The organism is Lacrimispora sp. (genome assembly GCF_032078915.1).
Taxonomy (GTDB): Bacteria; Bacillota; Clostridia; order Lachnospirales; family Lachnospiraceae; genus Lacrimispora.
Genome location: NZ_DAMAUN010000061.1, coordinates 4713 through 29015, shown reverse-complemented (window position 1 = coordinate 29015; position 24303 = coordinate 4713). Strand labels below are relative to the sequence as shown.

Annotated in this window: 22 protein-coding genes; 16 read left to right on the top strand and 6 right to left on the bottom strand. The window is 45.3% G+C overall.

The genetic code is table 11. The annotated features are described in order from the left end of the window. Positions 1–38: 38 nt before the first annotated feature. The 3 genes from RT269_RS20650 to RT269_RS20640 are packed head-to-tail and all read left to right on the top strand — an operon-like array spanning position 39 to position 3527. Positions 39–908, top strand: a complete 870-nt coding sequence (locus RT269_RS20650; RefSeq protein ID WP_313185416.1) for a carbohydrate ABC transporter permease — start codon at positions 39–41, stop codon at positions 906–908. After that, positions 901–1749, top strand: a complete 849-nt coding sequence (locus RT269_RS20645; RefSeq protein WP_313185414.1) for a carbohydrate ABC transporter permease — start codon at positions 901–903, stop codon at positions 1747–1749. The genes RT269_RS20650 and RT269_RS20645 overlap by 8 nt, the downstream gene beginning before the upstream one ends. A 20-nt stretch (positions 1750–1769) precedes the next feature. Beyond that, positions 1770–3527 (top strand): glycoside hydrolase family 9 protein, encoded by a 1758-nt coding sequence (locus tag RT269_RS20640; protein WP_313185413.1) that lies wholly within the window; start codon positions 1770–1772, stop codon positions 3525–3527. Positions 3528–3530: 3 nt separating this feature from the next. Here RT269_RS20640 and RT269_RS20635 read toward each other — a convergent pair whose 3' ends face one another. Further along, complete coding sequence (locus tag RT269_RS20635) at positions 3531–4682, bottom strand: ROK family transcriptional regulator (protein ID WP_313185411.1); 1152 nt, start codon at positions 4680–4682, stop codon at positions 3531–3533. A gap of 95 nt (positions 4683–4777) precedes the next feature. Between RT269_RS20635 and RT269_RS20630 the strand changes: the two genes are divergently transcribed. Then, positions 4778–5848: an SIS domain-containing protein gene (locus RT269_RS20630; protein WP_313185409.1), complete on the top strand. Its 1071-nt coding sequence runs from the start codon at positions 4778–4780 to the stop codon at positions 5846–5848. A gap of 14 nt (positions 5849–5862) precedes the next feature. After that, the gene (locus tag RT269_RS20625) at positions 5863–6819 is read left to right on the top strand and encodes a BadF/BadG/BcrA/BcrD ATPase family protein (protein WP_313185407.1); all 957 of its coding nucleotides are present in this window, start codon (positions 5863–5865) and stop codon (positions 6817–6819) included. 160 nt (positions 6820–6979) lie between these two features. Here RT269_RS20625 and RT269_RS20620 read toward each other — a convergent pair whose 3' ends face one another. The 5 genes from RT269_RS20620 to RT269_RS20600 all read right to left on the bottom strand — a co-directional run bounded on the left by RT269_RS20620 (position 6980) and on the right by RT269_RS20600 (position 11341). Continuing rightward, the gene (locus RT269_RS20620; protein WP_313185405.1) at positions 6980–7759 is read right to left on the bottom strand and encodes a DUF169 domain-containing protein; all 780 of its coding nucleotides are present in this window, start codon (positions 7757–7759) and stop codon (positions 6980–6982) included. Then, complete coding sequence (locus RT269_RS20615; RefSeq protein ID WP_313185403.1) at positions 7759–8652, bottom strand: MetQ/NlpA family ABC transporter substrate-binding protein; 894 nt, start codon at positions 8650–8652, stop codon at positions 7759–7761. The genes RT269_RS20620 and RT269_RS20615 overlap by 1 nt, the downstream gene beginning before the upstream one ends. 14 nt (positions 8653–8666) lie before the next feature. Then, complete coding sequence (locus RT269_RS20610; RefSeq protein WP_313185428.1) at positions 8667–9350, bottom strand: methionine ABC transporter permease; 684 nt, start codon at positions 9348–9350, stop codon at positions 8667–8669. Continuing rightward, the gene (locus RT269_RS20605; protein WP_313185401.1) at positions 9350–10312 is read right to left on the bottom strand and encodes a methionine ABC transporter ATP-binding protein; all 963 of its coding nucleotides are present in this window, start codon (positions 10310–10312) and stop codon (positions 9350–9352) included. The genes RT269_RS20610 and RT269_RS20605 overlap by 1 nt, the downstream gene beginning before the upstream one ends. Positions 10313–10468: 156 nt before the next feature. Next, positions 10469–11341, bottom strand: coding sequence for a MurR/RpiR family transcriptional regulator (locus RT269_RS20600; protein ID WP_313185400.1), 873 nt, complete (start codon positions 11339–11341; stop codon positions 10469–10471). 270 nt (positions 11342–11611) lie between these two features. Here RT269_RS20600 and RT269_RS20595 point away from each other — a divergent pair, with 270 nt between their 5' ends. From RT269_RS20595 to RT269_RS20545, 11 genes are all read left to right on the top strand, one after another. Continuing rightward, the gene (locus RT269_RS20595; RefSeq protein ID WP_313185398.1) at positions 11612–12028 is read left to right on the top strand and encodes a PTS sugar transporter subunit IIA; all 417 of its coding nucleotides are present in this window, start codon (positions 11612–11614) and stop codon (positions 12026–12028) included. A 5-nt stretch (positions 12029–12033) separates the two neighbouring features. After that, positions 12034–12525 carry a PTS system mannose/fructose/N-acetylgalactosamine-transporter subunit IIB gene (locus RT269_RS20590; protein WP_313185396.1) on the top strand — a complete coding sequence of 164 codons (492 nt, stop codon included), beginning with the start codon at positions 12034–12036 and terminating at the stop codon, positions 12523–12525. A gap of 11 nt (positions 12526–12536) precedes the next feature. After that, positions 12537–13286, top strand: a complete 750-nt coding sequence (locus RT269_RS20585; RefSeq protein ID WP_312443807.1) for a PTS mannose/fructose/sorbose/N-acetylgalactosamine transporter subunit IIC — start codon at positions 12537–12539, stop codon at positions 13284–13286. A 1-nt stretch (position 13287) separates the two neighbouring features. Then, positions 13288–14115: a PTS system mannose/fructose/sorbose family transporter subunit IID gene (locus tag RT269_RS20580; RefSeq protein ID WP_313185395.1), complete on the top strand. Its 828-nt coding sequence runs from the start codon at positions 13288–13290 to the stop codon at positions 14113–14115. 21 nt (positions 14116–14136) lie between these two features. Continuing rightward, entirely contained in the window at positions 14137–15267 is a 1131-nt protein-coding gene (locus tag RT269_RS20575) for a DgaE family pyridoxal phosphate-dependent ammonia lyase (RefSeq protein WP_313185393.1), read from the top strand. Positions 15268–15270: 3 nt separating this feature from the next. After that, positions 15271–16005, top strand: coding sequence for a 2-dehydro-3-deoxy-phosphogluconate aldolase (gene dagF / locus RT269_RS20570; RefSeq protein WP_313185392.1), 735 nt, complete (start codon positions 15271–15273; stop codon positions 16003–16005). Between the two features lie 270 nt (positions 16006–16275). Further along, a complete protein-coding gene (gene licT, locus RT269_RS20565; protein ID WP_313185391.1) occupies positions 16276–17115 on the top strand; it encodes a BglG family transcription antiterminator LicT in 840 nt (279 codons plus the stop codon). A 239-nt stretch (positions 17116–17354) separates the two neighbouring features. After that, positions 17355–19226 (top strand): beta-glucoside-specific PTS transporter subunit IIABC, encoded by a 1872-nt coding sequence (locus RT269_RS20560; RefSeq protein ID WP_313185390.1) that lies wholly within the window; start codon positions 17355–17357, stop codon positions 19224–19226. Positions 19227–19247: 21 nt separating this feature from the next. Continuing rightward, positions 19248–20687, top strand: coding sequence for a glycoside hydrolase family 1 protein (locus RT269_RS20555; RefSeq protein ID WP_313185389.1), 1440 nt, complete (start codon positions 19248–19250; stop codon positions 20685–20687). A gap of 170 nt (positions 20688–20857) precedes the next feature. After that, a complete protein-coding gene (locus RT269_RS20550) occupies positions 20858–22273 on the top strand; it encodes an MATE family efflux transporter (protein ID WP_313185388.1) in 1416 nt (471 codons plus the stop codon). A gap of 363 nt (positions 22274–22636) precedes the next feature. Next, positions 22637–24303 (top strand): DNA topoisomerase III (locus RT269_RS20545; protein ID WP_331664204.1); only part of this gene is annotated, 1667 nt, incomplete at its 3' end.

Here is a 24303-nt window from a genome sequence, read left to right as displayed (position 1 = left end):
TGCCACTCCTTTTAAAAGGATAGAAAGGGGGAGGTTCCATGAAGGCGAAAAGACAACGGACTGCCTTACTGTTTTTGCTTCCGGCGGTAGTTCTTCTGTTGTGCTTCATGATTTACCCGTTGGGAAAGACGATTTATTACAGTTTTACAGCCTGGTATAATTTCTCTGCGGTACAGACGTTTATCGGCCTGGAAAATTATAAAGATTTAATTAGAGATTCGGTTGTCAGAACAGCGCTTCGCAATACAGCGATTCTGATGGCAGGGGTTCTCTTATTCCAGATTGGCTTTGCTCTGATTCTGGCGATTCTGGTAGATGGAGTCAGGCATTGTTTTAAGTTTTTCCGAACAATCTATTTTTTCCCGATTGTAATATCAGCGACTGCAATCGGTCTTATGTTTACCCTGATTTATAAGTATGAATATGGGCTTCTCAACTATTTCATTACCCTGTTTGGAGGGGAAAAGCAGGTATGGATCAATGAAAAGACTTCCATTTACCTTGCCCTCATTCCTGTTGTGTGGCAGTATGTCGGATTTTATTTTGTGATTTTTTTAACAGGCATATCAAACATATCCTCTGACATTTATGAATCAGCCATGCTTGATGGGATCAGGCCGGTGCAGAAAGCTGTTTATATCACCGTGCCAATGCTGCGCAGTGTTCTTACATCCTCGATTGTTCTTGTGGTCTCCGGATGTTTTAAAGTATTTGATATTATTTTTATGATTACCAATGGAGGTCCTTTGGATTCCAGCCAGCTTTTAAGCACTTACATGTATCAGAAGGCATTTGCAAGGGGCAATGGGGGATATGCCAGTTCCATAGCCATAGTCATGATCGTTCTTGGAGTTGCAGTAACCAGTGTGCTTAGAAAGATGTTGCAGGGAGGTGTAGAGGATGCATGAGACAGGGAAAGGAAAAGAACTGGCTGCCAGGATACTAAAATACATAATTTTAATTTTCTGGGCTTTAACCACCATCATTCCCCTTTTATGGGTACTTGTTAATTCCTTTAAAACTTCAGAGGAGATTGTAAAAAACGGAGCAGCACTTCCTGCGGCCATACAGTTTAACAATTATAAAACCATTATGAGCTATCCGGATCTAAGCATGTCCAGGGCCTTTATTAACAGTTTCATTATCTCAGGCTCTGTTGTAATCGGTGTTGTATTAATCGCAGGATTAGCAGCATTTTCACTGGGAAGATTCCGGTTTAAATGGACGAAGTATGCAGATGCAGTATTGATCGCCTGTCTTCTGGTTCCGTCCTTTGCCACTATGATTCCAAACTTTGTGACGATCAGTAAGCTGCCTGTCCGGGGAACCCATGCAGCCGCTGTTATTCCTCAGATTGCAGGGAATCTTTGTTTTTCTATTACCTTACTGACAGGATTTATGCGTTCTCTGCCGGATGAACTGGATGAGGCAGCGATTATAGATGGCGCCTCACCGTTTTATGTATTAACCCATATTACCATGCCATTATCCAGGCCTATGTTTGCAACTGTGGGAATCATGGTTTTTATATGGTCTTATAATGATCTGCTGACCTCCATGGTATATCTTTCCCAAAGGTCGAAACAGCCAGTCTGTGTGATTTTATCTATGGTCAGCAATATGTTTGGAACAGATTACGGCAGTATGATGGCAGCGATTATTGTTACAATTGTGCCGCTGCTTGTATTATATGTTATATCCCAGGAACAGGTTATCAAAGGTCTTACAGCAGGGGCTGTAAAAGGTTAGAAATGTAAGGAGGGTGTTTTATGGAATTACTTGTCAATCATTTGGGTTATGATGCATCTGGTAAGAAAATGGCGGTTTATCAGGGGAAGAAAGAGGATTGCCCTGGAGGATTCAAGCTTTTTAAAGCTGATGGACCGGTTGTCCTTGAAGGTGAGGTAAAAGAATGGGGGACTGTGGCACAGTGGGAAACCGGCTATTACTGGACTCTTGACTTTTCCGAGTGGAAGGGTTCCGGGAGGTTTCAGTTACATCTTGAAACAAAAGGAGGAACTGTAAAAAGTGATGTATTTGAAATCAGAGAATCCTTAATTACCATGAGACTGTTGAATGCAGCGGGCTACTATTTTAAAGCCCAAAGATCCAGTGGAGAATGGCTCTTTGAGGACAGGAAGCTGGGCTTTGCAGGAGAGCGGCAGGGGCAGGTTGATGTTCATGGAGGCTGGTTTGATGCCACTGGAGATTATGGAATCCATTTGTCTCATTTATCTCATGGAACCGTGCATAATCCTCAGCAGGCTTCTTTCAGTGCCTATGCATTTTTTAAAGCAGCGGAAGAACTGGAAGCCTCCTGTAATGTGGAATATACCATGATAAAACGAAGGATGCTGGATGAAGGAACTTATGGGGCTGATTTTATTATGCGGATGCGCGCTCCCTCGGGAAGCTTTTACCGTTCGATTAACAGGGGAAATGCCCTGGATCATGTGAGAGGGAACAGAAAAGTCGGATTTGAATATCATGGTTCCAGTTCCCAGTTCAGTGAAAAGGCAGCAACCGCTGATGCAGAGACCGTTGAGGATGCAAATTATGAAACCAGTCTGCGGTCAGGAGGAGGAACTGCGATTGCAGCATTGGCAGCAGCCTCCAGACATTTTTATCCGGGAGCTGATTATACAAGGGATGAGTATCTTCTGGCAGCAAAGGATGCATGGCATTACCTGTCAGCAAATAATGAGAGGTATACCAATGATGGGGCATGGAATCTGATTGATGAATACTGTGCTCTTCTGGCATTAACAGAGCTTTATAAGGCTGGTAAAGAATATGAGTACCTGGCACAGGCAGGAGATATGGCGGAGCGTATTTATACGCGTCTTGTTGCGGAGGGGGAAACGGCAGCTTATTTGACCTCTTATGGAAACCTCCCTTATTATCATGCTGCCGATGAGGGGCTTCCTGTTCTTGCACTTCTTGAATATGCTTCAATAGAAAAGAGCAGGGTAAAGTCTGAAAAAGCGGTGGGAACATCGGAAATGATAATGAGGCACATTCTTAATATTACATATTCTGTTTCGAATCCCTTCGGCTATCCGAGATTTCTTTTTGAGGACAGTGATGGGGTGAAAAAGGCCCAGTTCTTTTTCCCGCACCATACAACAGTAGAACCATGGTGGCAGGGAGAAAATGCCAGGATTGCTTCCTTATCGGCAGCGGCCAGGGCTCTATTAAGGATTACGGATGATGAAAAATTAAAGGATCAACTGGAGTATTTTGCTGATAATCAGATTAACTGGATCATGGGCTTAAATCCCTTTGATTCCTGTATGATGGATGGCTACGGCAAAAACAATATCCAGTATTTCTTCAAAGAACGGTATGATTTTATGAATTGCCCGGGGGGGATCTGCAATGGAATCACAAGCGATGAGAACAATGAAGAAGGAATCGCATTTATCCGGGAACCAGGTGGCACAGTGGATGATAACTGGCGCTGGGCGGAACAATGGATTCCTCATGTATCATGGTTTATTCTTGCACAAGCCTTTAAACGGATATAGGAATTAATCCTTAAACAGAGCCTCCAGACGTTTGTTAAACACTGTGACTGCGGCGCCGATGATGCCTGCGTCACGGCTGATGGAAGGCTCAATCAAGAGGGTGTTTTGTGTCAGGGTGGTGCGGAGCGTATCCTGTATTTTCTGCAGCAAGCCTTCTCCTAAAGCAAGGGGTACGATTCCTGTCAGTACACAATGCTGGATATCCAAAAGATAGGATATGTTGGACAGAGTAAAGCTTAAATAGGGACAGAGATAATTAATGATATCTTCCCGTATGGACTCCGGCAGGCCTGGATTTTGCTGCAGGCTGATCTGAAAATGCTTATATATGGCATTTAAATTAATAAGCTGTTCAAACGGGGTTGGCTTAAGCACCTCTGTTCCCGGTATCTGGCAGGAACTGATCATCATGTTTCCGATCTCTCCTGATTTATGTGTGGCACCGTACCACAGCTCTCCATTCATCATATAGCTGACACCGCAGCCTGTACCCAGGGTGAAATATATGAGATCCTGGTATTCCGGGTTCTTGCGGCGTAAAAAGGCCTCTCCCTGACAGGCAAACTTTACATCATTATCAAGGAAAAACGGAACTGTCAAAGTTGAGGCAAATTCCGAAAATGCATCTACAAATGGAACCTCATGTTCAATATTCATTCCTGACATATGAATAATGCTGTTTGTCTCCGGGTTTATCATAGCGGGAAAACCGATTCCAATACCCAGAACCGGAATGTGGTCATTGTCAGCCAGGGTCATTAAGGTATTGATTTCTTTTGTCAGCTTAGATAATTTCAGGGTATGATTCTGGGCTGGAAGATAAATAGATCTGCAGTACTGGCAGGTGCCCAGCATATCAACCAGACCCAGATGTACGACCTGGCCTTCAAATTCAACGCCAATGGCATAACAGGCTCTTGGGTTAAACTTAAGGAGATGGCCTTTCCGCCCTGCTCCGGTGCTTTGCTCTGTCTCTTCTAACTCGATGACAATGCCCAGCTCCAGCAGTTTATCTACAATTTTTGAAACAGTGGGGAAGCTGATGCCTGTGATACGGACCAATTCCGCCCGGCTCATAAGATGCTGGTTTCGGAATAAGTCAAAAATCATCATACGGTTTTTGGTTTTAAGATATCTTGGCATGTATTGGTTCAAGGCAAAGCTCCCTTCTGCGGTTTCATTATACTAGAATCATAGCATTAGAATTACAGTCAGTCAAACGCTTTTCAACTTTCTATAAGGAGGAACACATGGCACAGAAAATGATGGAATACATTAAGGAACAACCCGCAATATGGGCAAGAATGGCAGAGGAAAGAGAGGATATTTTCCGGAAACTGAAGGAATGTGAATTAAATCCTGTAAAACGGATTCTGATCATTGGTTCAGGCAGCTCTTACATTGCATCAATGGCGGCAGCAGACTTTATGGAGAAGATTCTTGGGATTGAAACAACTGCAGCAGTACCGACCCGTTTAAGTGGTTTTATAAAGGTTTTGAAGCCTGAAGATACTCTGGTCATAGCGGTGTCCCAGTCAGGAAAAAGTACTTCTACCATATCGGCAGTAAAAGAATGGAGAGAACATGGATTTAAAGTTATAACTGTGACAGCAGATCCTGAGTCACCTGTGGCTTTACAAGGAAACCTTCATCAGCTTATCGCATGCGGGGAAGAAACTGTTGGGCCTAAGACGAAAGGAATGACTGGAACGGTTTTAACTCTATCCTTCATGGGGCTGGTACTGGGACAGCGTTGGAATCGGGTGGAAGAAGATCAGTTTCATCATTTCCTGGCTGAAATAAATAAATCCATAAAGGCAGCGCCTTCCAATATAGAGGCCTCCATGGAATTCTGTAAGAGAAATGAAGATCTGCTTGCGTCCATGCGGCATTTTACCCTGATATCAGAGGAGGCTGGATACTATGCGGCCCAGGAAGGGGCTTTGAAAATCTTAGAAACCTTGTATGTACCTGCGGCGGCTTATGAATTTGAGGAGTATTTGCATGGAATTAATAACACCATTGAGCCTGGACTATGCAATCTGTTTTTGCCTGCAGGGCCAAATAATTCAGAACGTATGGCAGTTTTAGAGAGATATTCAAGGGAAAAGGGCTGTATTAATTTTGTCATAACCTCTCTGGATTGGGAGAGCGGCAGCCATGTTTTGAATCTGTCAGGAAGCAAAGAACCATACTTTTCCATGTTCCAGGCTTTGCTTGCTTTTCAGATCATGAGTGTTTATGGATCAGAACGTAAATGCATTGAATGTGATACCCCCAAATTTCATAATTTTTACCGGGTAATGAACACAAAGGCATAATTTAGGAGGGTATTATGAAATACTATGCTGGTTTAGACATAGGCGGATCTGTGGCGCGAATGAAGATTGAATCTGCTGAGGGCAAAGTCCTGGGAGAGTTTTATGGTACGGGAGGTACCATGAATACAGACGGATTTGAGCTATGCAATGAAAAATACCGTAAGTTTATTCTGCCGGTACTGAAAGAAAATCACTTAAAAGCAGAAGATTGTATACGGATCTGCATTGCTGCCAGCGGAATTGATTCCAAAAGGCAGGAAGAGGAATGCATGAGATCTTTTACAGAAATGGGGTTTAAACAGGAAAGCATAGCGGTCCATAATGATTGTGAGATTTTTCTTCATATGTCCTCAGGACCGGCAATGGTACTGATAAGTGGCACCGGTTCCATTGCATTTGCCAGAGGGGAGTCCGGAGAGATTACGCGATGCGGTGGCTGGGGCCATGTGCTCAGTGATGAGGGAAGCGGCTTTCATATGGGAATGAAAGTAATTAAGGAAGCAGCCAGTCATATTGACGGAAGACAGGACTGTCCGATTCTGTATAAGTTATTCGCAGAGAAAAGCGGCTTAACAACTTTAGATGAGATTAATGTTTTTGTTAATGACAGGCTGATGGAGAAGGCGGAAATTGCTTCTTATTCAATTCTTGCAGAAAAGGCCTGTATTATGGGAGAGGAAACGGGAGTAAAGATCATCAGGGAGTGCAGGGATGAACTGTTTGCTCTTGTCAGAGATGTTTATCATAAAGCCGGGCTTCATAAGTATAAGGGAGAAAAGCCTGTAGAATTATGGTATTGGGGAAGTGTGCTGTTGAAAAATAAGATATTAGGGGCTGAATTGTCTCAGATCATTGATCGTGAATATCCAAAGGTTATCATTAAAATTCCTGAACTGACAGCACTGGATACGGCTTTGGAGTTAGCGAAACGTTATGTTCCGGCTGGACCGATAACAGGCGGAAATGTATAATACATAAACGGATGCAGCAACCAGGCATAGGTGATGGCAGTAATGGGATCAGATGGAACAGGAAAGAGGGGGAGCAAAACTAACAACAGTTAGTTTTGCTCCCCCTTGTTTTTGGATATAAGGCTTATCGTACTTGTATTTGCAGGTTTTTAAACCTTCCTTAACAATCCTTATAATAATTATACTGATATCTCACATCAAATGGGATCCCGTGTTCCGCAAAATTCTTTGCAATTCTTTTCTTGTTTTCATCGTCTTCCATGATGTTAATGGTTTGATAAATTCCGTCAATGACCTTGGAAAACTTTAATGCAGGGATTCCTGCGGCCATCTCATCCTTTCCCCATCCAGCCAGATGTCTTGTGCCGATGCACAACAGGGAGATGTTCATGTCCTGAGTCACATATGGCCTTGCGGAGCATTCCAGGCAGACGGCCTGATTGCCCAGCATATTGATGTTCCCGGGCATACCATAAGAATAAGCATATCCCTGGGTAATTCTCATGATGTTGTAGGGGTTGGTTATGATCACGGCCACATCCGGCGCTTCTTCATACTTTTCCAAAGGCTGTACCAGAACTCCGTACATCGGCTGTTGGGAGTAGGAAAGCCCTGCCCGTACCTGTTCGCTTAATTCCCGGCTGGAGTAAAGGCCTAATCTGGCCCAGTTTTCTCCGTGAGCATTTTTCTCATCAGCAGGGTCGATTCCAAGAACTCTAGGGCCGCTCTGGCAGGAGAAGGAGCCGGCTTTTGCCTTAATGCTGTGTCCTGCACTGGCTCCTTTCACCATCTGGCAGTAACGGATGGGCTTTTGAGGAAATACTGCTTCCGTGCTTTGGAATTCGGCTTCCGTTTCAATCAGCTTCACCCCTACGGCCTTGCGGGTAAGGTCCAGAGAAGCATATAGCTTTAGAACATCTTCCTTCCAGTGGCAAGTCATTACTCCTTCACCTGGTCATCGCTTTTATAGAATTCAAATACATTTGGAAATGCCTTGTTTATCTTTTCCTGAACGGACGGATCCTTAAAGCATTCTGCAAAGGCAACTGCCCAGTCCGAGTCCACGTCTTCTCCCCTGACAATGACACCCATGGGGTAATTGATCATGGAAGAATCTCTTGCAATATAAGAAGAGGCATCCTTATTTGCTGCAGCCATATGGGTAAAGAATACACATGCGCCGTCTACATCAGATAAAGTGGTCACGGTCTGTCCCTGATCCAGTTCAATGATTTCAAGCTTTTTGGGGTTTTCCGCAATGTCGGCCACGGTTGCCTGCTTCTGGTCGGCATTCAACTTGATCAGACCCTGGTTTTCCAGAATCCGAAGGGCGATGTCTTCGTTCATGGCGTCGTTCATCACTGCAATTCTTGCACCGTCAGGGAATTCTGCGGCTGAGGAATATTTTTCAGAATACAGGCCGATTCCTGTATACATGGCGTATGGCTTTGCCATATCAAGATTTGCATTATTATTTTCATTGTAGCTCATCACAAATTTTTTATGCTGTCCCAATGCCATGTCCGTTTCTCCGCTTGCACATGCTTCCAGAACCACCGGGTTGGAATCAAAGGTCTTAGATTCCGTTTCGTAACCGTTTGCTTCAAAGATATCTTTAATGGCATCGTAATAAACCTTAGAGATAGAGGTACCTCCGATTACGATTTTTTTAGAAGCCTCTTTTTTGTTTTCTCCGCTATTTGTGGTTTCCTGGCTTCCTGCGGCTTGGGTGGATTCTTCCGTTTTTGGTGTGAGATCATTCTTTCCGCATCCGGCTGTGCCTGCGATTGCCAGCATAGCGGTTAACGCTAAAAATAAAGTTCTTTTTTTCATTACTTTCTCCTTTGCTAATTCAGCTTGTTATATATCATTTTTCCTAATCCCTGGATCAGAAGAACGAACAGAATAAGAATGATTACTACAAAATACATAATTGCATAGTCAAACCGCTGGTATCCGTATGTCAGGGCAACAGCCCCAAGACCGCCGGCTCCCACGGCTCCAGCCATGGCTGTCATATTCAGCATATTGATCATCATAATGGTGAAATTGGATACAAGGCTTGGCAATGCCTCTACTAACATGATTTTATATATGATCTGAGGCTTGGAAGCGCCGAAGGCCTTGGCCGCTTTTATGAGCTGAGGATCCACTGTCTGGAGGGAATTCTCAGTCATTCTGGTCGCAAAGGGCGTACAGCCGATGGTAATTGCAAATATGGCGGCTTCCGCTCCGATCCTTGTTCCGAGCACCAGTCTGGTCAATGGCCCAATGGCAACGATCAATATCATGGTGGGAAATGACCGGATAATATCCGTTATCTTTCCAAGGATATAATTCACGGTTCGATTAGGAGAAAGCCCCTCCTTATCCGTGATAAAGAGAATAATGCCCAGGATCATGCCGAAAAAGATGGATAAAACGGCGGAGACAAAAACCATCTGAAGGGTGGCGAAGATAGCCGGTAGGATCACCGTTGGAAGATATTGCAGTAAATAGGATCTTTCCAGCCATTGGGATATGGTGTTCATCAAAGTGCCCTCCTCTCGGTCCGGTAAACGATGCCGCGGGATTGGAGATAGTCCTCACATACGGGCAAATCTTCTGCATTGATATTTATAGTTACATTGCCATGCTTCTGGTTCTGGAATTCAAAAAAGTCTGAATTCACCATGGTATAAGGTCTTTCCAGCAATTTCCCAAGCTCCCATAGCAGGGAATCAAAGGAAAGCTCAAATATGAGATTGACCCCTGATCCGGGAATCGTTTCTCCTTCCCTCATCCCAAGAAGCTTTTGGAGAGCAGGGGGCTTTTGAAAGAAAAGTTCTCTTACATCACCGGAGGCAACTGCTTTTCCGGCCTCCATAATTGTCATTTTATTGCAAAACTGTTGCACTACCGGCATTTCATGGGTGACCATGATAAGGGTGATGCCCGTCTCTTTTCGTATCTTATCCAGAAGATTTAAAATAGAGGAAGTGATGCCGGGGTCCAGGGAGGAGGTGCTTTCATCGGAAAGTATGTATTTGGGATTCATGGTCAGAGCCCGGGCTATGGCGACTCTCTGCTTCTGCCCACCGCTTAATTCTGAAGGCCTGGCCTTTAGCTTGTCCTGTAACCCCACTATCTCTGCCAGCTCATAGACCCTTTTTTTGATATCGGCTCTTGGAATCTTCCAGCATTCCATGGGAAGGGCAATGTTTTGGTATACATTTTTTCTGTTCACAAGGGAAAAGTTCTGGAAAATCATTCCCATATTTCTGCGGAAAAGCCTTGCCTGTTTCTCTCCCAGAGACTCCAGACACACACCGTCGACAATAATAGAGCCGGACTCATAAAAATCCAGTCCGGCCAGACAATTTAAAAGTGTAGATTTTCCAACTCCGCTTGGTCCTACCAGCCCATATGCCTCTCCATCTTCTATGTTCAGGCTGATATCTTTTAAAACCTGCAGTTCTCCAAAGGCTTTACTTAAATTTTTTATTTCTATCACGGCTGCACCTTATCTGTTGATATCGGTTATTATGTATCAGACTGCTGTTTCAATCAAAACCTATATTATTATGCCGTAGCCATATAGAATAGTCAAATCGAAATATGCTATAAATAAGGTATATTAATAGATATTTTCTATAGATGATTCAAGATCCTATAGCAAATCCATCAGCCGTCTGAATCCGTCTCTGGTATCATCCTGGTTGCTCAGTCTGGAGTAGGAAGCCGCTTTCTGGAAGTTCTGGAAGGATTTCACGTCCTCAGTTAAAAAGTTGTGGAACAGCATATCAAAGAGAACCAGAATGAGAATTTCTCTTGATATGGTATTGCTGCTGTGAAGTAAGTCTGTTTTCGGGACCAGCAGGGTGATGCTGGCATATGGAGAACAAAGGGATTTTTCGTAATTCGTAATCAGAAGCACGCTGCTGCCGTTTTTCTTAAAGTCCGCTAACATGGCTGAAAGCTGTTTGTGGTTTCCGGACAGGGAGATGGTAATGAATAAGTCGCTTTCCCGGGACAGGCTTTGATATAATTTTAAGGTATCATAATTGGTAAGCGCCTGGACTGTCAGTCCGATGGTCATAAATTTGTGGGCAATGATCTCCGCTACATTCTGGTTAAAATTTAATCCCACAATGAAAATACGCTGGGATTTCAGCATCAGCTCCCTGGCATGATTGATGTCTGTGGGATTTGTGAGATTGAACAGGCTGTCTAAGAGCATCTTGTTGTCGTTAAGGAGAGTGGAGTAGTCGGAATGATTGACGGAAGACGAGCTTTTATCGATCTCCTTCTGCATGGTATATTTTAATTCATTAAGCCCTGAATAGCCTACCTTTTGGGCAAAGCGGATAATGCTGGCGTCTGATGTCCCGATTTCCTTTGCCAGTTCCTGAGCGCTCAGCTCAATGAATTTAGCCGTTGATTTCTTAATATACTGGACGATTTTCCAGTCAGTCTTGGTAAACTGGTTTGACATGCCGTCAATCCGGGCCATTAATGTAAAAAGTTCATAGTTTTCAGTCATTTGCGGTACAGCCTTCCTTTCATTCTTCCCGAAAAGGGAAGCCGTGTTGTTGTTTCTGTAGCATTTCTGTAGTGAAATTCAGAATTAGTATATCATATTTTGAAATCAAAATACAATATTCCAGGCTTAAAAAAGTTATAATTACAATAAAAGTAGTGAAATACATAATGAGTTATGTATAAATATCATAAATACAATATTGACATTAAAAATGTAGTATGCTACAATTTCAATTATCAAGGGTCACACAAAAAGAAATGGAGGTAGGAAATGGAAAAACCGCAGATATTGCTTTTGACCCACGGGGGTTGGGGAATGGCGCTGACAGAAAGTCTTAAGATGATCATGGGAAGCGTGGATTTCGTTCATGAGATTCCTTTGACACCGGAGGTGACATTTTCTGAATATTATGCCCTTGTGGAGACTTACGCAGCCGGAATGCCGGAGGGGTCTTTGATCATGACGGATGTCTTTGGGGGGACTACCACGAATGCAGGAGCTAAGATCGGAAGAGAGCGGAACATTAAGGTGATTTCAGGTCTCAATGCACCACTTATGATTGAGGCCTGTACACAGATCCAGTACACGGGTACCTGTAACTTTGATGTGGTATTAGAGCAGGGACAGGCTTCGGTCATGGATGTGGTCAGCGAGGTCATGAAGTCCATAGACAGAAAGGAGAGTTAAGAAGGATGGCAGAAATCGTATTATGCAGGATCGACAGCAGGCTGATTCACGGGCAGGTCATGACAAAATGGGTCAACCAGTCCCAGGCAAATAAAATCATCGTAGTGAGTGACAGCCTGGCAGCCGATGAATTTATGCTGGAGATCTACTTAATGGCAGCTCCGGCAGGGGTTAAGGTAGAATGCTACAGCAGAGCGGATGCAGTCAGCAAATGGGAGGAGAACCGGTTTGGAAATGGACGGGTGCTTTTGCTTCTACCGGATTTAGAAAGCATGAAAGAGGTATACGACGGAGGGCTTAAGGTTACGGATATCCAGGTGGGGGGTCTGGGGGGAGCGCCTAACCGCAAGGTGGTATTTCAGAACATAACTCTGGATGATGAGGATGTTAAGAAGCTGGTATTTTTTCAGGAGGCAGGGGTAAAGATCATTTTCCAGACCATTCCTGAGGATGTTCCTCAGAACCTGGAAGGGATATTAAAAAAATATAATAATTAAGGAGGTATGACATGAGTGTGTTGATGTTAGCTGTATGTATGGGGTTCTATTACTGGTTCTGCCGCTTAAGATTTGGGTATACCTTTTCTTCTATGCTGCTTCAGCCGGTAGTTATCGGAGTTTTTGTAGGCCTGCTCACCGGAAATATGCCGCTGGCGATGAAGATCGGGGCTGGGCTTCAGTTGGTTTATTTAGGGGTTACGTCTACGCCGGGAGGAAATGTTCCCAGCGATCCGGCTCTTGCAGGCTGTATCGCCATCCCTTTGGGGGTTATGTCCAATATGACTCCGGAGGTGGCCATAGCTCTGGCAATTCCTTTTGGTGTTATCGGAGTTTTTGTGGATCAATTAAGAAGAACCACCAATGCGGTCTGGGTACATATGGCGGACCGTTATGCGGAGAAGGCGGATACAAGAGGTATTTTGCGGGCGGCGTTTCTCTATCCCGCCATTGCAGGCCTGATCATCCGTTTTCCAATCGTATTTGCCATTGATTATTTCGGCGTGACAGCCGTGGAAAAACTGATCACCATTCTTCCCCGCTGGCTCATGCATTCCTTTGAGATCATGGGAGGGATCCTCCCGGCTCTTGGTTTTGCCATCACGTTGTCGGTTATCGGAAAAAAGACTCTGGTACCATTCTTTATCGTCGGATTCTTTGCAGTTATGTATTTGAAGCTTGACACCATGGCAGTGGCCATTTTTGCGACCTGCATGGCATTGCTTTTAGGTTTATTCCAGTTAAAGGAGGAGGCAGTATAAGATGGGAGAGCAGACACAGGTAAAAAAGCTTACAAAAAAGGATATTACAAAATCCATGTGGATCTATTATGCCGGCGCGGAACTTTCCAATTCCTATGAGCGTTTGCAGAGTCTGGTATTCTGTGCTTCCATGACGCCGGTTTTAAAAAAGCTTTACAGTACGGATGAGGAATTGAGCGCGGCCTTAAAACGCCACCTGGTATTCTTTAACACGGAAGGGATCTTTGGTGCGATCATTCAGGGAATTGCAATTTCCATGGAAGAGCAGAAGGCCAATGGGGAGAATGTGACCGATGAGGCGATTACCGGCATTAAGACCGGACTGATGGGACCCATTGCCGGAATGGGTGATGCGATTGTATGGGCAGCCATCATGCCAATCATCATTTCCATATTTCTGCCCTTTGCAAGCAACGGGTCTGCCCTTGGCGGTCTCATGCCCCTGATCCTGTATCCGGCGGTTACCATTGCCATTGCCTACGGCCTGATCCACAACGGTTATACCCTGGGTAAAAAATCCGTTATGTCGCTGCTTCACGGGGGAAAGATGAAGTCCATCATATTTACGGCCAATGTCATCGGCCTTACGATGATGGGAGCCCTGTCCGCGAGTTATGTAAACATTACCACTCCATTAACATTCGGATTTTCCAGCGGAACGGAGATCGTGGTTCAGGATATATTAAATACCATAGCACCTGGCTTACTGCCTTTGGCAGCCGTATTTACCATCTATATGTATCTCAGGAAGAAAGGGCCTTATTACAACAGAATCCTGCTTACGGTTGTGGCCGTTGCCGTCATAACCTCCCTGCTTGGCATCCTGTAAGGGTTTTTAAGGAGTAGAAACATGGAAAACATATATAGCAGAAACGGTTTGCAGGCCGTGATCAATGCCTCCGGCAGAATGACAAAGCTGGGCGTATCCACCATTTCGAAAGGAGTGGGTGAAACGTTGGTGGAGGCCGCCGGAAATTACGTGGTGATGGATGATCTCTATGCATTTGCGGGAAAGAAAATCGGAAGCATGATCGGAGCAGAGGATGCCTGTGTTACGTCAAGTGCTTCTGCGGGCATTGCCCTGGCAGTGGCATCCCTGATCTGTAAAGGCAATCTCCAAAAGGTAAAACATCTTTATGATATCCTGCCATCCGAGCCAAAACGGGAGGTGATCCTTTTAAAAGGACAAAATGTGGATTTTGGCGCACCCATTGGTGAGATGATCCAGGTGGGAGGGGGAAAGATCGTAGAAGCCGGTTATGCCAATGGCTCTACGGTTGACGATATTGAGCAGGCAGTGACCGAACATACACTGGCAATCTTTTTCGTCAAGTCCCATCACTGCGTCCAAAAGGAGATGGCGGATGCAAAATCGGTGATCCATCTGGCGAACCGCCTGGGAATTCCCTGCATCGTAGATGCTGCGGCGGAAGAGGACTTGAAGATTTATGCTGCCATGGGAGCGGATTTCGTATGTTACAGCGGAGCCAAGGCAATCGAAGGGCCTACCAGCGGCTTTGTGGCCTGTAAAACCAGGGAACTGGCAGACCATATGAGACTTCAGTATAAAGGCATCGGACGTACCATGAAGGTGGGAAAAGAATGCACCATGGGGCTTGTGAAAGCAATAGAAGAGTACTTAGACGGCGGAAAAAGAAATCCTGTGACAAAAGAAGAACTGGAACGGTTTGCGGCCCGTATAGGGGAGATACCAGGCTGTAAGACAACCATGATAAAGGATGAGGCCGGAAGAGAAATATACCGCTGCAGGATTGCGTTTGACCCGGAGCATTACGGTATAGATGCGAAGGCGGTGGTAAGGAAACTGCAGGAGGGAGCTGTGGCGGTCTTTACCAGGGACTACCAGGCAAATCTAGGTTCCATTGCTGTTGACCCCAGGCCATTAAACAGTGTGGGCGAACTGGACATGATCTATGAGAGGCTTGCGGAAATCCAGAAGTCAGCAAAGGGAAGGAAGTAAGAAATGGAGAAACTTAATTTTTATAAAGGCAGGGTTTGCTTAAACTGTCTGACCAATTCCGTGGAAAATGCCAGGGCAATCTATGAGGCGGCACAGGGTCATGTGGCAGTTGGCATCCTGTCGGCAGATTATCCGGATATTAAAAGCGCTGTGGATGATATGAAAAAATATCAGGCCGCAGTGGATAACAACATCTCCGTAGGTCTGGGAGCCGGAAATCCGGGACAGTGGAAGGCAGTGGCGGAAATCTCCGGACAGATAAAGCCAAAGCATATCAATCAAACCTTTACGGCAGGTGGTTATACCAGGGCAAAAGCAGGGGAAGGACCTTTCTTAAATTCTATGGTCGCACCCTGCGGAAAGCCGGGCTTTGTAAAAGTTTCCACAGGGCCTCTTAGCAAGGATTTAGAGCCTGTCATAGTTTCTGTTAATACAGCCATTGCCATGGCAAGGGAACAGGGAGCTGATTCCTTAAAGTATTTCCCTATGGGTGGCCTTAAGGTACGGGAAGAATTAGAGGCGGTGGCAAAGGCCTGCGGGGAAACCGGCTTTGGGCTGGAACCAACGGGAGGCATTGATCTTGACAATTTTAAGGAGATCCTGGAAATTGTTGTTGCCGCAGGAGTGGAGCAAATCATCCCTCATGTATATTCTTCTATCATTGATAAGGAAACCGGTGCTACTAGAATATCAGACGTCCTGGCTCTTTATGAGATGGTAAAGGAAGTTATGAAATAAAAGAGAATGCCGTTTTTAGCCGTAACTGGGCTGAAAACGGCATTCTCTTTTATACACGTTACTTTTGTTGTGCATGTTGCATAAAAAATGTATTTATTATTAAACAATATTGCAAATGGACTTCTGCAAAGATCCGTGTTATACTGCGTTTAGAAAATAGATGTGTAGTTTGTGACTGGTAAGGCAGGCAAGGTCTACAGGGTTGTTATCACATATCCTAGTTATGTGATGGTCCTCGTAGCTTGTCTTTTTTTATTACTGGAAGGGCATATGAAAATTGAAAAAGTTTTGAACAATAACATGGTATCAGCTTATAATACCGAGGGGAAAGAAATCATACTGAAGGGAAAATCCATTGGCTTTGGAAAGAAAAAGGGCGATGAGGTGGACCGGAAGCTGGTGGAGCGGGTATTTGTACAAAATGATAAGCGGGATGCCCGGCACTTTGAAGAGTATTTCGCAAAGCTTCCCCAGGAATACTGGGATATCAGTGAACAGACTGTTGATTACGCCAAAAGCGAGTTTGGAATGCAGCTGGATTCCCGGATCATTCTTCCGGTGTGTGACCATATTGCCGGTGCGGTAGACCGTTATAAAAACGGAGCCATCCTCCGCAATGCTATGCTTTGGGAGGGAAAGCGGTTTTATCCCAATGAATTTCAAGTGGGTCAGTATGCGGTCGACTTAATTCGGAGAAGGCTGGATATTTCCATGGAAGAGGATGAAGCCATGTTCCTGGCGTTTCATTTTGTTTATGGACAATTAAACCGTCAGGAAACTGATGATTTGGGGATAATTACAGAAGTTATTAAGGACATTGTGGATATTGTGGAGGCGTCCTTTCAGATCAGGCTGGATACAGAGTCCTGGGATTACAGGCGTTTCGTGACTCACATCCGTTTTTTTGCCCAGCGTATGCTGCAGAATAAGCAATATGAGGCAAACAATGAAGAGTGGTATCAGCTGCTAAAGGATAAGTACCGCAGAGCCTATAACTGTATCATTAAAATAGCTGATTATATACACGACCGGTATTACTATGAAATAGACCGGGAAGAAATGATGTATCTGATGATTCACATAGAAAAAGTTACCAGAGAACTGATTTAAAACAGAGGGCTGGGATTGTTACCGGATAGGAAATATGGTCCGGGCAGGACCCTGCATGGAGAGTAGGCTGCAATGGTTATATTATTTGCAGGCTGTTTTTCGGCAGGGTCCTTTTTATTTATAAAACAGAAAATTACTTACAGGAAATCTTTTGTTGAATGATGAGGCGTTTTAAGATAGCCGGCAGACGCCTTTTCAGATAGATAATAATAAATAAACCATAATAAGGGGGAGATAATATGGCATTTGATTATGCAAAGACCGCACATACCTTACTTGAAAAGGTTGGCGGAGAAAATAATGTGAGCGGGCTGTCCCATTGTATGACACGCCTGCGGTTCGTACTGAAAGACAGTACAGTTCCTAAGGATTCTGAAATTGAAAAGGTGCCGGGTGTGATCCGGGTGGTTCGTCAGGGCGGACAGTTCCAGGTAGTTATCGGCAACGAGGTATCAAATGTATATAAGGAACTTACAAAGCTTGGACATTTTGAAGAAAGCACCGGGAATAAGGATGAAGGTCCTAAAGGGAATTTGTTCTCACGTATGTGCAGCTTTGTAGCCGGCTGCATGACACCGCTGCTTCCCGCCATGCTTGGCTGCGGTATGATCAAAGTAGTGCTGACACTTCTGACCACCTTTGGGTTAGTGGATACGTCCGGAAGCACGTATGTGATTTTATCCGCAGTCGGAGATGCTTTTTTCTACTTCCTGCCCATTTTGCTGGCTATGACCACAGCAAAGCGTCTTGGTTCCAACATTTATCTGGCTATGGTAGTAGCGGCGCTTTTGATCCATCCTGATCTTACGGGTCTGCTGAGCCAGGGAAATACCACATATTTTGGATTGCCTGTTACGGCGGCCGTATATAGCTCCTCCGTTCTTCCTATCTTCCTTATCGTTCCGATTATGGGATATATTGAACGGTTTGCTGATAAGGTTTGCCCCAACCTTTTAAAGGTATTTTTGAAACCGCTAATGGTCTTATTCATTACCGTGCCCATTGCATTAATTGTTGTTGGACCGCTTGGAAGCATTCTCGGAAATTATCTGGCAGACGGTATCAATTTCTTATATAGCAAAGCAGGCTGGCTCACCATCATGCTGATCTCTGCAGCCATGCCGTTTATCGTTATGACTGGAATGCATTATGCATTGATGCCTATGTTCGCCATTAGTATGGCGACCTTTGGATTTGATGCAATTGTACTTATTACCATGTTCTGCTCCAACCTGGCTCAGGGAGGTGCCTCTCTGGCTGTTGCAGTCCGTTCCAAGGATGAAAATGTAAAGTCTACCGCATCTGCCTGTGGAATCTCAGCAGTTGTAGCAGGCGTTACGGAGCCAGCTATGTATGGTGTGACCTTAAAATACAAAACACCCATGATAGCAGCGGTAATCGGTGCGGCAGCATCAGGTCTTTATGCCGGAATCACCCATCTGGTAGCCTATACCATGGGCGGCTCTCCTTCCACCTTGACCTTAATTACCATGATCGGCGGTGAGGGATTCGGCAATTTGATAAATGGTGTGATTGCTCTTGTTATCTCTCTGACCGTATCCTTTGTCATGACTCTCATTCTTTATAAGCCGGAGGAGAAGAGCGGGGAGCCGGAAACGACCGGGGCTGCTCCTTCTGAAGAGAAAAAGCCGCTGGTGGAAACCATTGAACTTGCAAGTCCTCTTACAGGAACGGTAATTTCTTTAACAGAGGTAGAGGATCCGGTATTTGCAGGCGGAGTATTAGGAGAAGGGGTAGCCATAATCCCGGACGAGGGAAAGGTATATGCTCCTGCAGACGGAACCATCAGTGCTGTGACCGACACAAAGCATGCGGTCGGCATCACTACGGATACAGGAGCAGAGGTTCTGATCCATGTAGGGCTTGATACGGTGCAGCTTGGAGGAGAAGGCTTTACTCTTCACTGCAAGCAAGGGGACCGGGTCATAAAGGGAAGCCTCCTGCTGGAATTTGATATGGAGAAAATTAAGGAAGCGGGCTTATCCCTTACCACTCCTGTGCTTGTATCTAATATGAACAACTTTGTAAGCTTAAAAGCTGGAAATAAAAAGCAGATCGAGGTTGGAGAGAAGCTGTTAACAATCGTTTGATTATTTTGAAAGAGGTGCCATATGTCTGTATTTACTGAAAATTTTTTATGGGGAGGCGCAGTGGCGGCTAACCAGTGTGAGGGCGCATGGGATGAGGCGGGAAAGGGAATCGCAGATCCTGATGTATGTACGGGAGGTTCCCATGCAAGATCCAAACGGATCACCCGGACCATAGAGCCGGATACATTTTACCCAAGCCATGAAGCCATTGATTTTTACCATCATTATAAAGAAGATATTGCCTTGTTTGCTGAGATGGGTTTTAAGGTATTCCGTTTTTCTATTGCCTGGACCAGAATTTTCCCTACGGGCATGGAAGAGGAGCCGAATGAGGCTGGTCTGGAGTTTTATGACAGGGTAATTGAAGAGTGCTTAAACCATGGAATGGAACCACTGATCACCATTTCCCATTACGAGATGCCCTTTGCCCTTACGGAAAAGTACAATGGTTGGGCTTCCAGAGAGTGCATCGGACTGTATGTTAAATATGCGGAAACGCTGTTCAAACGCTATAAGGGAAAGGTGAAATACTGGCTGACCTTTAATGAGATCAATGCAGGGACAATGCCCATGGGCGGTTTCCTTTCCTTAGGTATTTTAAATGAGGGAACAACGGACTTTACAAATCAGACGGATAATCCTAAAATTCGATTCCAGGGTCTTCATCATCAGTTTGTGGCCAGCGCCCAGGCGGTTAAGGCCGGACATGAGATTGACCCGGACTGTAAGATCGGCTGCATGCTCTGTTATATTACGACCTATCCTTTGACCTGCAATCCGGATGATATTTTAGAAGCTCAGGGACGGAATCAGATTTTAAACCAGTTCAGCGGCGATGTGCAGGTTAGGGGAGAATATCCCAGCTTTATGAACCGTTATTTCAGGGAAAACGGAATTTCCATACAGATGGAGCCAGGAGACTTGGAAGCCATAAAAGAGGGCTGTGTGGATTATTATACCTTTAGTTATTATATGTCTAACTGTGCCACCGTTTCGCCGGAACAGGCAAGCGCCTCCGGAAACTTAATGGGAGGGGCGAAGAATCCTTATCTGGAATCCAGCGACTGGGGCTGGCAGATCGATCCTAAGGGGCTTCGCTATACGCTGAATGAGCTTTACGGGCGTTACCGCATTCCTCTGATGGTGGTGGAAAACGGACTGGGTGCTTATGATAAGAAGGAAGAGGACGGAAGCATCAGGGACGATTACCGCATCGATTACTTAAGAAAACACATTGAGCAGATGAAGGAAGCCGTGGAGGATGGCGTGGATCTGATGGGGTATACTCCTTGGGGATGCATTGATCTGGTCAGCGCTTCCACCGGAGAAATGGCAAAGCGCTACGGTTTCATCTTCGTAGAAAAATATGATGATGGAACCGGAGATTTATCCAGGAGGAAAAAGAAATCCTTTGAATGGTATAAAAAGGTAATTGAAACCAACGGGGAAGAACTGGATTAAAAGAACCAGGAAGATTTTCCTCGTTCCCTTTCAGCCAAAAAACCGGGTAAAAGAAGCGGATTCTGTTGACATAGGCCTTGTTCCATATTAAAGTTATGATACTCTGCGTAAGGCAGAAAATCTACGTTACGGAGGTATACCAGAAAAGCGCGCTTTTACTGGAAGAACTTATGAAAAAATTTATCGGAAATAAGGCATTTTACAGAATGGTGCTGACAATCGCCATTCCCATAATGGTTCAAAGCGGGATCACCAACTTTGTCAGCCTGCTGGATAATATTATGGTGGGCATGGTAGGAACAGAGCAGATGTCCGGCGTGGCAATTGTGAACCAGTTGATCTTTGTCTTTAACATCAGCATTTTTGGAATCATATCGGGAGCAGGTATTTTCGGCGCCCAGTTCTTTGGCTGCGGAAGGCATGATGGAGTGCGGCATACGTTCCGGTTTAAAATCATCTGCTGCGCGCTTCTGGCTGCGGTTGCGATAGCCGTGTTTTTCCTCTTTGGAGAGGATATGATCGCCATGTATCTCCATGGAGAGGGGAATGATGCGGAGCTTGCGGCAGCACTGATGCATGGAAGGCGGTATATGCTGGTCATGCTGATTGGTTTGGTACCCTTTGCCATTGAGCAGGCTTATGTCAGTACCTTGAGGGAATGCGGAGAAACGGTAGTTCCCATGAAAGCCGGAATTGTGGCGGTCCTGGTAAATCTTGTGTTTAATTATATCCTGATCTTTGGAAAGCTGGGGGCCCCGGTCCTTGGTGTAGCAGGGGCGGCAATTGCAACTGTTATGGCCAGATTCGTAGAAGCAACGATTATAATTGTCTGGACCCATAGGAATGCGAAAAAGTATCCGTTTATTACAGGAGCTTATAAAAGCTTTTATATACCGGCCGGCCTTGTGAGGAATATCTTTGTGAAGGGGACACCTCTCATCGTAAATGAAGCCCTTTGGGCAGCGGGGATGGCTACCCTGATGCAGTGCTATTCTGTGGGAGGACTGACCGCGGTGGCAGGCCTTAATATATCCGCCACCATAGGAAATGTATTTAATGTGGTTTACTTAGCCCTGGGAAGCGCGGTCTCCATTATCGTGGGACAGCTTTTGGGAGCCGGAAAGATGGAAGAGGCCAGGGAAACGGACACGAAGCTGATCGCATTTTCCGTTGGTTCCTGTGTGATTATGGGAGCCCTTTTGGCGGTCTCGGCCCCTCTGTTCCCCATGATCTACAACACCACGGACGAGGTCAGGAGTCTGGCTGTCCAGTTTATCCGCATACTGGCCTTTTGCATGCCTATGAGTGCGTTCATGAATGTGGCATATTTTACCTTGCGTTCCGGTGGAAAGACGATGATTACTTTTTTATTTGACAGCGTATTCATGTGGGTGGTCAGCATTCCGGTTGCCTATACCCTCAGCCGGTATACTGCTCTTCCCATCGTACCGTTATATTTCATGTGTCAGATGGTGGAGATCATTAAATGCATCGTTGGTTTTGTGCTGGTGAAAAAGGGCGTGTGGATCCATAATATCGTATTGGGGGAGGAAGAGCTAAGTCAAGAACAAGACAGTGGCAAATAGATGATAGATCCTTCGCCAGTTTAAATTCAAAACGGATATCTTCCTGAGGCTTCCGGCAATTGAATACTGAATAAATAGGTTAATAAGAAATCTTTTCAAGAAACCTCTTGTATTTTAGATAAGTTTATGCTAATATAAGCATAGTTAGTTACAACTAACTACATGTGAATATTCTATACATCAGACGAACCCTCTGATGATACCTTCAATTGACCCGTGAGGGATCATGACTCCTCCAATAAAGCCGTTTCTGTTACCGCATGACAGAACCGGCTTTTTTGGCACGGCTTGATATCATGTAGAAGTTGTAATAACCTGGACAATACGATATAATTGGGAGAGACTTGAGTTTGGAGGAATTACATGAAAGCTTTGATTATAGCGGAAAAACCGTCGGTGGCCAGGGACATTGCCCGAGTCCTTCACTGCAATAAGAACAACAATGGAGTGATCGAAGGGGGAAATTATGTGGTCACCTGGGGACTTGGCCATCTGGTCACATTGGCTGACCCTGAAGATTATGATCCCAAATATAAGGAATGGAAGATAGAGGATCTCCCCATGATGCCGGACCAGTTCCGGCTTGAAGTCATCAAACAGACCGGCAAGCAGTATCGTGTGGTAAAATCCCAGATCCATCGGGCAGATGTGGGAGAAATCATCATTGCCACTGATGCCGGACGGGAAGGGGAGCTTGTAGCCAGGCTGGTCCTGGAAAAAGCAGGGAATAAGAAGCCAATTAAAAGGCTATGGATCTCTTCTGTTACGGATAAGGCCATTAAGGAAGGCTTTGCAAAATTAAAAAATGGCCATGAATACGATAACCTGTACGATGCGGCTATGTGCCGTGCCGAAGCGGACTGGCTGGTAGGTATCAATGCCACCAGGGCGCTGACCTGCAAATACAACGCCAGCTTAAGCTGCGGCCGGGTGCAGACTCCTACTCTTGCCATCATCGCAAGGAGGGAAGAGGAGATCAAAAGTTTTGTTCCCAGGCCTTACTACGGCATTACTGCCAAATGTACGACCCCGGCACTTTCCTTTACCTGGCGGGATGAGAAATCAAAGAGCTTCCGTTCCTTTGACAAGGACCGGGTGGAAACTCTTCTGGGTAAAATGAAAGCCCAGGGCGAGGGTGTAATAACAGAGGTAAAAAGTGTACCGAAAAAGAATGAATCTCCCCAGCTTTATGATCTGACGGAACTGCAGAGGGAAGCCAACCGAAGGTTTAATTATTCTGCAAAAGAAACGTTAAATATCATGCAGAGGCTTTATGAAAACCATAAGGTCCTTACTTACCCCAGAACAGATTCCAGGTATTTAAGCTCGGATATTGTTCCATCCATTAAGGAAAGGCTGGAGGCCTGCGGCGTTGGGCCGTACCGGAAGCTGGCAGGAAGGCTGATGAACCAGAGGATCCAGGCGTCACCTTCCTTTGTAAACGACAAGAAGGTGACGGATCACCATGCCATCATTCCTACGGAACAGTTTGTTCAGCTGGACCATATGACCATTGATGAGCGGAAAATCTATGATCTGGTGGTCCGCAGATTTCTGGCGGTACTGTATCCTCCCTTTGAATATGAACAGACAGAGATCACCCTGGATTTAGGGGGAGAAACTCTGGCAGCCAGAGGAAAGACCGTAAAGGCATTGGGCTGGAAGGAAGTTTATGAAACCCAGGATGAGGAAGACGAGGAGCAGGAATTAAAGGAACAGAATCTTCCTGTTATGAAAAAGGGGGACCGGCTTGCAGAACTGACGGTTGCCATGACCGAAGGAAAGACAAAGCCCCCGTCACCCTTTCAGGAAGCGACCCTTCTTTCCGCCATGGAGAATCCGGTTTCTTATATGGAAACAAAAGATCGGGATATGGCAAAGACCCTGGGAGAAACAGGGGGGCTTGGAACCGTGGCTACAAGGGCGGATATCATCGAAAAATTGTTTTCCAGCTTTCTTCTGGAACGGCGTGGAAAAGACATTTATTTGACCTCCAAGGCCAGACAGCTGCTCACTCTTGTTCCGGAGGA

Bases quoted from the DNA above. Each gene is read 5' to 3' on its own strand.
- RT269_RS20650 (WP_313185416.1), top strand. From the start codon at position 39: ATGAAGGCGAAAAGACAACGGACTGCCTTACTGTTTTTGCTTCCGGCG.
- RT269_RS20645 (WP_313185414.1), top strand. From the start codon at position 901: ATGCATGAGACAGGGAAAGGAAAAGAACTGGCTGCCAGGATACTAAAA.
- RT269_RS20640 (WP_313185413.1), top strand. From the start codon at position 1,770: ATGGAATTACTTGTCAATCATTTGGGTTATGATGCATCTGGTAAGAAA.
- RT269_RS20630 (WP_313185409.1), top strand. From the start codon at position 4,778: ATGGCACAGAAAATGATGGAATACATTAAGGAACAACCCGCAATATGG.
- RT269_RS20625 (WP_313185407.1), top strand. From the start codon at position 5,863: ATGAAATACTATGCTGGTTTAGACATAGGCGGATCTGTGGCGCGAATG.
- RT269_RS20620 (WP_313185405.1), bottom strand. From the start codon at position 7,759: ATGACTTGCCACTGGAAGGAAGATGTTCTAAAGCTATATGCTTCTCTG.
- RT269_RS20615 (WP_313185403.1), bottom strand. From the start codon at position 8,652: ATGAAAAAAAGAACTTTATTTTTAGCGTTAACCGCTATGCTGGCAATC.
- RT269_RS20610 (WP_313185428.1), bottom strand. From the start codon at position 9,350: ATGAACACCATATCCCAATGGCTGGAAAGATCCTATTTACTGCAATAT.
- RT269_RS20600 (WP_313185400.1), bottom strand. From the start codon at position 11,341: ATGACTGAAAACTATGAACTTTTTACATTAATGGCCCGGATTGACGGC.
- RT269_RS20595 (WP_313185398.1), top strand. From the start codon at position 11,612: ATGGAAAAACCGCAGATATTGCTTTTGACCCACGGGGGTTGGGGAATG.
- RT269_RS20590 (WP_313185396.1), top strand. From the start codon at position 12,034: ATGGCAGAAATCGTATTATGCAGGATCGACAGCAGGCTGATTCACGGG.
- RT269_RS20585 (WP_312443807.1), top strand. From the start codon at position 12,537: ATGAGTGTGTTGATGTTAGCTGTATGTATGGGGTTCTATTACTGGTTC.
- RT269_RS20580 (WP_313185395.1), top strand. From the start codon at position 13,288: ATGGGAGAGCAGACACAGGTAAAAAAGCTTACAAAAAAGGATATTACA.
- RT269_RS20575 (WP_313185393.1), top strand. From the start codon at position 14,137: ATGGAAAACATATATAGCAGAAACGGTTTGCAGGCCGTGATCAATGCC.
- dagF (WP_313185392.1), top strand. From the start codon at position 15,271: ATGGAGAAACTTAATTTTTATAAAGGCAGGGTTTGCTTAAACTGTCTG.
- licT (WP_313185391.1), top strand. From the start codon at position 16,276: ATGAAAATTGAAAAAGTTTTGAACAATAACATGGTATCAGCTTATAAT.
- RT269_RS20560 (WP_313185390.1), top strand. From the start codon at position 17,355: ATGGCATTTGATTATGCAAAGACCGCACATACCTTACTTGAAAAGGTT.
- RT269_RS20555 (WP_313185389.1), top strand. From the start codon at position 19,248: ATGTCTGTATTTACTGAAAATTTTTTATGGGGAGGCGCAGTGGCGGCT.
- RT269_RS20550 (WP_313185388.1), top strand. From the start codon at position 20,858: ATGAAAAAATTTATCGGAAATAAGGCATTTTACAGAATGGTGCTGACA.